This is a genomic window from Streptomyces sp. CoH27 (assembly GCF_020181035.1).
Classification (GTDB): Bacteria; Actinomycetota; Actinomycetes; order Streptomycetales; family Streptomycetaceae; genus Streptomyces; species Streptomyces camelliae.
This window is the reverse complement of record NZ_JAIQYY010000020.1, coordinates 156,034-162,888: the sequence shown is the minus strand read 5'-3', so window position 1 is coordinate 162,888 and position 6,855 is coordinate 156,034. Positions and strand designations below refer to the sequence as shown.

At 69.2% G+C, this 6,855-nt stretch carries 4 protein-coding genes; all 4 read right to left on the bottom strand.

Going from position 1 to position 6,855, the window contains the following annotated elements:
* Nucleotides 1-34: 34 nt before the first annotated feature.
* The 4 genes from pknB to LE548_RS31135 all read right to left on the bottom strand — a co-directional run bounded on the left by pknB (nt 35) and on the right by LE548_RS31135 (nt 6,731).
* The gene (gene pknB, locus LE548_RS31150; RefSeq protein ID WP_225100334.1) at nt 35-2,047 is read right to left on the bottom strand and encodes a Stk1 family PASTA domain-containing Ser/Thr kinase; all 2,013 of its coding nucleotides are present in this window, start codon (nt 2,045-2,047) and stop codon (nt 35-37) included.
* Between the two features lie 194 nt (nt 2,048-2,241).
* Nucleotides 2,242-3,720 (bottom strand): penicillin-binding protein 2, encoded by a 1,479-nt coding sequence (locus tag LE548_RS31145; RefSeq protein ID WP_225100333.1) that lies wholly within the window; start codon nt 3,718-3,720, stop codon nt 2,242-2,244.
* Nucleotides 3,717-5,165 carry an FtsW/RodA/SpoVE family cell cycle protein gene (locus LE548_RS31140; RefSeq protein WP_225100332.1) on the bottom strand — a complete coding sequence of 483 codons (1,449 nt, stop codon included), beginning with the start codon at nt 5,163-5,165 and terminating at the stop codon, nt 3,717-3,719. Before LE548_RS31140 ends, LE548_RS31145 begins: the two co-directional genes overlap by 4 nt.
* 27 nt (nt 5,166-5,192) lie before the next feature.
* Nucleotides 5,193-6,731, bottom strand: a complete 1,539-nt coding sequence (locus LE548_RS31135) for a Stp1/IreP family PP2C-type Ser/Thr phosphatase (protein WP_225100395.1) — start codon at nt 6,729-6,731, stop codon at nt 5,193-5,195.
* Nucleotides 6,732-6,855 lie beyond the last annotated feature (124 nt).

The following is a 6,855-nucleotide window of genomic DNA, read 5'->3' as shown; positions in this document are numbered from 1 at the left end:
GGTGATCCGAGGGCCCTTCCCGTGGTGCGGGGCGTCAGCCGAAGGTGCCGCCGAAGACGTTCGTCCCGCCGTTGTTGCCGCCGCCGTTGTTGCCGCCACCACCGAAGTCCTGGGTGGTCAGGACGATCTGGGTGGTGCCCGGGTCGGCCTGGGTGCCCGCGGGCGGGGTCTGGGCGAGGACCCGTGCCTTCTCGTCGGTCGGGCCGTTGACCTGGATCTGCGTGAAGCCGGACTGCTGCAGGATCTGCTGGGCTTCCTTCAGGGTCTTGCCGAAGACGTTCGGCACCTGGCCCTGTGCCTGGCCCTGGAACTTGCCGACGTTGATCGCGACGGGCGTGTTCTTGGCGACCTGCTGGCCCGCCCCCGGGTTGGTCTGCTGGACCTTGCCGTCCTGGGTCTGGTCGGTCACGGCCACGTCGTTGCAGGTCGGCGCCAGGCCCAGCTGGGTCAGCTCGGCCTTCGCGGCGTCACAGGTCTGGCCGACGAGGTCGCCCGGGATGGTCACCTTCTCCTCCGCCTTGGCGACGGTGAGGGTGATCGTGGAGCCCTTCTGGACCTCCTGGCCCAGCTTCGGGTTCTGTTCCAGAACCGTGCCCGGCTGCTCCGAGGAGACCTCGTCCTTCCGCACGACGTTGAACTTGTACTGGTCGCCCTCCAGCAGCGACTTGGCGTCGTCGAAGCTCTTGCCGAGGACGCTGGGCACCGCCACCTTCGGCGCGCCGGTCGACACCACCAGCGTGATCGTGTCGTTCTTCTTCACCTGCGAGCCCGCCGCCGGGTCCTGGGAGCAGACCGAGTCCTTGGGCTGGTTGTCGCAGGGCTTGCGGGTGGGCGCGGCCAGTTTCAGGTCGGAGTTGACCGCCATCTTCTGGGCGTCGGCGTAGGTGTGACCGACGAAGTTCGGGGCGTCGAAGGACTGGTTGGCGCTGTTTCCGCTGAACGCCCACTTGCCGATCAGGATCGCGCCGATCAGGACCAGCACACCCGCGACCACCAGGAGGATCGTGGAGGTGTGGGACTTCTTCGGCTGCTGGCGCCGGCGGCCCGGGGAGTCGTCGTAGCCGTAGCCGCCGTCGTCCGGGTTCATCGGCGGGAGCATCGTGGTCGCCCCGGCGGGGCCGGCGTCCTGGCGCAGGGCCGTCGTCGGCTGGTCGTCGGGGTAGCCGCCGTAACCCACCGCGCCCAGCGCGGCCGTCGCCCCGACCGGCTGGCCGTCCAGGCAGGCCTCGATGTCGGCGCGCATCTCGTCGGCCGACTGGTAGCGGTAGTTCGGGTCCTTGACCAGCGCCTTCAGGACGATCGCGTCCATCTCGGGGGTGATCTCGGGGTCGAAGAGCGAGGGCGGCTGCGGCTCTTCCCGTACGTGCTGGTACGCCACGGCCACCGGGGAGTCGCCCACGAAGGGCGGGCGGACCGTGAGCAGCTCGTACAGCAGACAGCCGGTCGAGTACAGGTCGGAGCGCGCGTCGACCTGCTCGCCCTTCGCCTGCTCCGGCGAGAGGTACTGGGCCGTGCCGATGACCGCCGCCGTCTGCGTCATCGTCATGCCGGCGTCGCCCATGGCGCGGGCGATGCCGAAGTCCATCACCTTGACCTGGCCGTTGCGCGTCAGCATGACGTTGGCCGGCTTGATGTCGCGGTGCACGATGCCGCTGCGGTGGGCGTACTCCAGGCCCTGGAGGATGCCGATGGTCATCTCCATCGCGCGCTCGGGCAGGAGCTTGCGGCCGCTGTGAAGAAGTTCACGCAGGGTCGAACCGTCGACGTACTCCATCACGATGTACGGGATGGAGACCCCGTCGATGTAGTCCTCGCCCGTGTCGTAGACCGCGACGATCGCGGGATGGTTGAGCGAGGCGGCCGACTGGGCCTCCCGGCGGAACCGGGCCTGGAAGGACGGGTCGCGCGCGAGGTCCGCGCGCAGCGTCTTCACTGCCACGGTGCGGCCGAGCCGGGTGTCGTGCGCGAGGTAGACCTCGGCCATGCCACCACGACCGAGCACCTGGCCCAGTTCGTACCGGCCGCCGAGGCGACGCGGCTCTTCCATAGCTACCTACCAGCCCTCTCCGTCGGTCCCGGCCCCGCACCGTCGTGTGCGGCCGGAGGCTGCCGTCCGGGCCTACCGTACCCGGCTCGCTTTGTATGACCTGGCCAAGCCCGCAACCCGATACAGGACCGGTATCGCAACGTGCAACGATGTGAAGGTGACGTGACGGGCGTCACCCTCCGGGGTGGGTCAGGTCACTTCTTGGAGTTGATGACCGCCTGCATGACGCTCTTGGCGATCGGTGCGGCCAGACCGCCACCGGAGATGTCGTCGCGGTTGGCGCTCTCGTCCTCGACCACCACGGCCACGGCCACCGGCGAGCTGCCGTCGGGCAGCTTGGCGAAGGAGATGAACCACGCGTACGGGTTGGCGCTGTTCGCCACACCGTGCTGCGCGGTACCGGTCTTGCCGCCGACGGTGACGCCGTTGATCTTGGCGTTCGTGCCGGTGCCCTGCTCGACCACCGTCTTCATCATGTCCTGCAGGATCTGCGCGTTCTGCGAGGTCAGCGGGCGGCTCAGCTCCTCCGGCTGGGTCTGCGTGAGCGTGTCCAGGTTGGAGGACTGGAGCTTGTCCACCATGTACGGCTTCATCAGCTTGCCGTCGTTGGCGACCGCCGAGGCGACCATGGCCATCTGCAGCGGGGTCGCGGCGGTGTTGAACTGGCCGATGGAGGACAGCGCGGTCTGCGACTGGTTCATCTGGTCGGAGAACACCGAGGGCCAGGCGCGGACCGGCGTGTCCTGCGGGGAGTCGAAGCCGAACTTCTTCGCCTCCGCCAGCATCTTGGCGTTGCCGAGGTCGGAACCGATCTTGCCGAAGACGCTGTTGCAGGAGTACTGGAGGGCGGCCCGCAGGGTGGCGTTCTTGCAGGGGATGTTGCCCTCGTTCTTCAGCGGGGTCGTGGTGCCCGGCATGATCCACGGCAGCGGCGAGTTCGTGGGCGTGTCGGCCGAGGTGTACAGCCCGTTCTCCAGCGCGGCCGCCGCCGTGACCACCTTGAAGGTGGAGCCCGGCGGGTAGGTCTCGCGCAGCGCCCGGTTCAGCATCGGGTCGGCCGGGTCGTTGGCCTTCTGGAGCTTGGTCCAGTTCTTGGAGTCCACGTCCGTGGAGTTGCCCGCGAAGGTCGACGGGTCGTACGACGGGTAGGAGGCCAGTGCCAGGATCTTGCCGGTGGACGGCTCCAGCGCGACGACCGCGCCCTTGCCGCCCTGCGCCTTCAGCCCGTCGAACGCCGCCTTCTGCGCGGCCTGGTTCAGCGTGGTGACGACGTTGCCGCCCTGCTTCTGCTTGCCCGTGATCATGTCCAGGGTGTTGCGGAAGAACAGCCGGTCGTCGGTGCCGCTGAGGATGCCGTCGTCGATGCTCTCCAGCTGGGTGCTGCCGAACGCCTGCGACGAGTAGCCGGTCACCGGGGCCCACATGGCCCCGTCCTTGTAGGTCCGCTTGTACTTGAAGTCGCCGTGCTTGGCCTCGACGGAGCCGGTTATCGGGTTGCCGTCGACGATGATGTCGCCGCGCGGGGTCGCGTACCGCTCGATGGCGACCCGGCGGTTCTCGGGGTTGGTGCGCAGCGAGTCGGCCTGGACGTACTGGAGCCAGTTGTCGCGGAGCAGCAGGGCCAGCACGAGGAGGCCGCAGAAGATCGCGATCCGGCGCAGGGGCTTGTTCATGACGGGCGGACCACCTGGGTCATCTCGGCGTCGGGGTTGGCGGCGGGGGCGGGCGCCGGGCGGCGGGCGGTGTCGCTGATCCGGATCAGGATGCCGATCAGCGCCCAGTTCGCGATCACGGACGAACCGCCGTACGCGAGGAACGGCATGGTCATACCGGTCAGCGGGATGAGACCCATCACACCGCCGGCCACGACGAAGACCTGGAGCGCGAAGCCACCGGACAGGCCGATGGCCAGGAGCTTGCCGAACGGGTCGCGGGCGGCGAGGGCGGTACGGATGCCGCGCTCGGCGATCAGGCCGTAGATCAGCAGGATCGCCATGATGCCCGCGAGGCCCAGCTCCTCGCCGAAGGTGGCGAAGATGAAGTCGGAGTTCGCGGCGAACCGGATCAGCTCGGAGTGGCCCTGGCCCCAGCCGGTGCCCAGGGTGCCGCCGGAGCCGAACGCCCACAGGGCCTGCTGGAGCTGGTCGGAGTGGATGATGCCGTCGTGGGTGACCTGACGGCTCAGCTGGTACTCGTGGAACGGGTTGAGCCAGGCCTGCACGCGGGTCTGGATGTGCGACTCGAAGCTCGCCACGCCGACGGCGCCGACCGCGGACATCAGCAGACCGAAGACGATCCAGCTGGTCCGCTCGGTGGCGACGTACAGCATGATCACGAACATGCCGAAGAACAGCAGCGACGTACCGAGGTCGGTCTCGAAGACCAGGATCAGGATCGACATCGCCCAGACGACGAGGATCGGGCCGAGGTCACGGCCGCGCGGCAGGTACAGCCCCATGAAACGGCGGCTGGCGAGGGCCAGCGCGTCCCGCTTGACCATCAGATAGCCCGCGAAGAACACCGCCAGCACGATCTTGGCGAACTCACCGGGCTGGATGGTGAAGCTGCCGACGTGGATCCAGATCTTGGCGCCGTACACGTCGGCGCCCAGGCCCGGGACCAGCGGGAGCAGCAGCAGGACCAGCGCGACCACCATGGAGATGTAGGTGTAGCGCTGGAGCGTGCGGTGGTCCTTGAGGAAGATCAGCACCGCGACGAACAGCGCGATGCCCATCGCCGTGTACAGCAGCTGGTTGGTGGCCTTGCCGCCGCTGACGTGGAGCTGCTGGAGCAGCTTGGACTGGTCCAGGCGCCAGATGCAGACCAGGCCGAGCCCGTTGAGCAGGGTGGCCAGCGGCAGCAGCAGCGGGTCGGCGTACGGCGCGAACTTCCGTACGACGAGATGGGCGACGCCGGCCAGCAGGCCGAGGCCGAGGCCGTAGCTCAGCAGACCGGCGGGCACCTTGCCGTCGAGGGCCAGGCCCACGTTGGCGTAGGCGAACACCGGGATGACCACGGCGAAGACCAGCAGGGCCAGCTCGGTGTTGCGGCGGCTCGGCGCGCCGATCGCGCCGATCGTGGACGTGTGATGCGTCGGCGGGTTAGTCGTACTGCTCATCGTGTGACAGGGCCTCTCGCGGCGGGGCTACTGCTTGCCGCACTGATCGACGACCTTCTGCTCATCCTCGGAGAGGCTCGGGCCGGGGTTGGGAGTGGCGGTCGCGGACGGGGACTTCGACGGGGTCTTCGTAGCGGACGCCGATCCGGATGGGTTCGGTGTCGGTGTCGCCTTGGACGTGAGGGCGGTACGGGTGGTTCCCGTGGTCCCTCCGCTCTGCCCCGTCCTCGCCTTGCCCGGCGACGCGGCGGTCGTGCGCTCCGCCTGCTTCTTGCACGCCGAGGCCTGCACCGACAGCGCCTGGATCTTCGTCTCGGCCTGCTGCAGCCCGCCCGCAGCGATCGTGTTCCTGACCTGCTTCTGCTGGTACGGCGGCAGGTACTTGAGTTCGATCTCGGGGTGGTCCTTCTCCACCTTCGACAACGACACCCAGGCCAGGTCCTGGCTGATGCCGCGGTACAGCGCCACGTGCTCGTCCTTGGCACCGACGTAGTACTGCGTCTGCGTCCAGCGGTAGCCGCCGTAGAGGCCGCCGCCGATGACGGCGAGCGCGAGGGCGCCGTACAGGGAGCCCTTCAGCCACTTGCGGCTCTTGCGCGGCTTGGTGAAGTCGTCGTCGGTGTAGTCGCCGAAACCGCCCGCCGGGATGTACCCGGTGGTATCGCCGGAGCCGGGCGGGCCGAACTCGCCGCCGCCGTGCCCGTGTCCCTGCCGGCCCAGGTGCGAGGCGCGGCCGGCCGGGGTCTGCATGATGCCGTTGTCGTGCAGATGATGCTGGTTCTCGGCGACCGCGCCGACCACGACCGGCTGGTCGGACAGCTGGCCGGCCAGGGTGTCGCCGGTGTCCAGGTCGAGCACGTCCGCGACGATGACCGTGATGTTGTCGGGGCCGCCGCCGCGCAGCGCGAGCTGGATCAGCTCCTGCACGGTCTCCTGCGGGCCCTGGTAGCTGGCGAGGGTCTCCTCCATCGTCTGGTGGGAGACGACGCCGGACAGGCCGTCGGAGCAGATCAGATAGCGGTCGCCGGCCCGCACCTCGCGGATCGACAGGTCCGGTTCGACGTGCTCGCTGCTGCCGAGGGCCCGCATCAGCAGGGAGCGCTGCGGGTGGGTGGTGGCCTCTTCCTCGGTGATCCGGCCCTCGTCCACGAGCCGCTGCACCCAGGTGTGGTCCTGGGTGATCTGCGTGAGCACGCCGTCCCGCAGCAGGTAGGCGCGCGAGTCGCCGACGTGGACGAGCCCGAGCCGCTGCCCGGTCCACAGCAGCGCGGTGAGCGTGGTCCCCATGCCTTCGAGCTGAGGGTCCTCCTCGACCATGGCGCGCAGCTGGTCGTTGGCGCGCTGCACGGCCGCGCCGAGCGAGGTGAGGATGTCGGAGCCGGGCACGTCGTCGTCGAGCGTGACCAGGGTGGAGATGACCTCGGAGGAGGCGACCTCGCCGGCCGCCTGGCCGCCCATGCCGTCGGCGATCGCGAGCAGCCGGGGACCGGCGTAACCGGAGTCCTCGTTGCCCTCCCGGATCATGCCCTTGTGCGATCCGGCGGCGAAGCGCAGTGACAGACTCATGCGCACCTCGCCCGTCGGCTCCGGGTACAGCCGGTCGTGTCGAGCCACACTGCCCACCCTCCGGTCGGGAGCGCGCCGGCGGCCGGGTGGCGGCCTGCCGCTGCGTGCTCGCTCCGCTCGCGCT

Excerpts from the sequence above, each read along its gene's own strand:
- LE548_RS31135 (WP_225100395.1), bottom strand. The coding sequence starts at position 6,731 with ATGAGTCTGTCACTGCGCTTCGCCGCCGGATCGCACAAGGGCATGATC.
- LE548_RS31145 (WP_225100333.1), bottom strand. The coding sequence starts at position 3,720 with ATGAACAAGCCCCTGCGCCGGATCGCGATCTTCTGCGGCCTCCTCGTG.
- LE548_RS31140 (WP_225100332.1), bottom strand. The coding sequence starts at position 5,165 with ATGAGCAGTACGACTAACCCGCCGACGCATCACACGTCCACGATCGGC.
- pknB (WP_225100334.1), bottom strand. The coding sequence starts at position 2,047 with ATGGAAGAGCCGCGTCGCCTCGGCGGCCGGTACGAACTGGGCCAGGTG.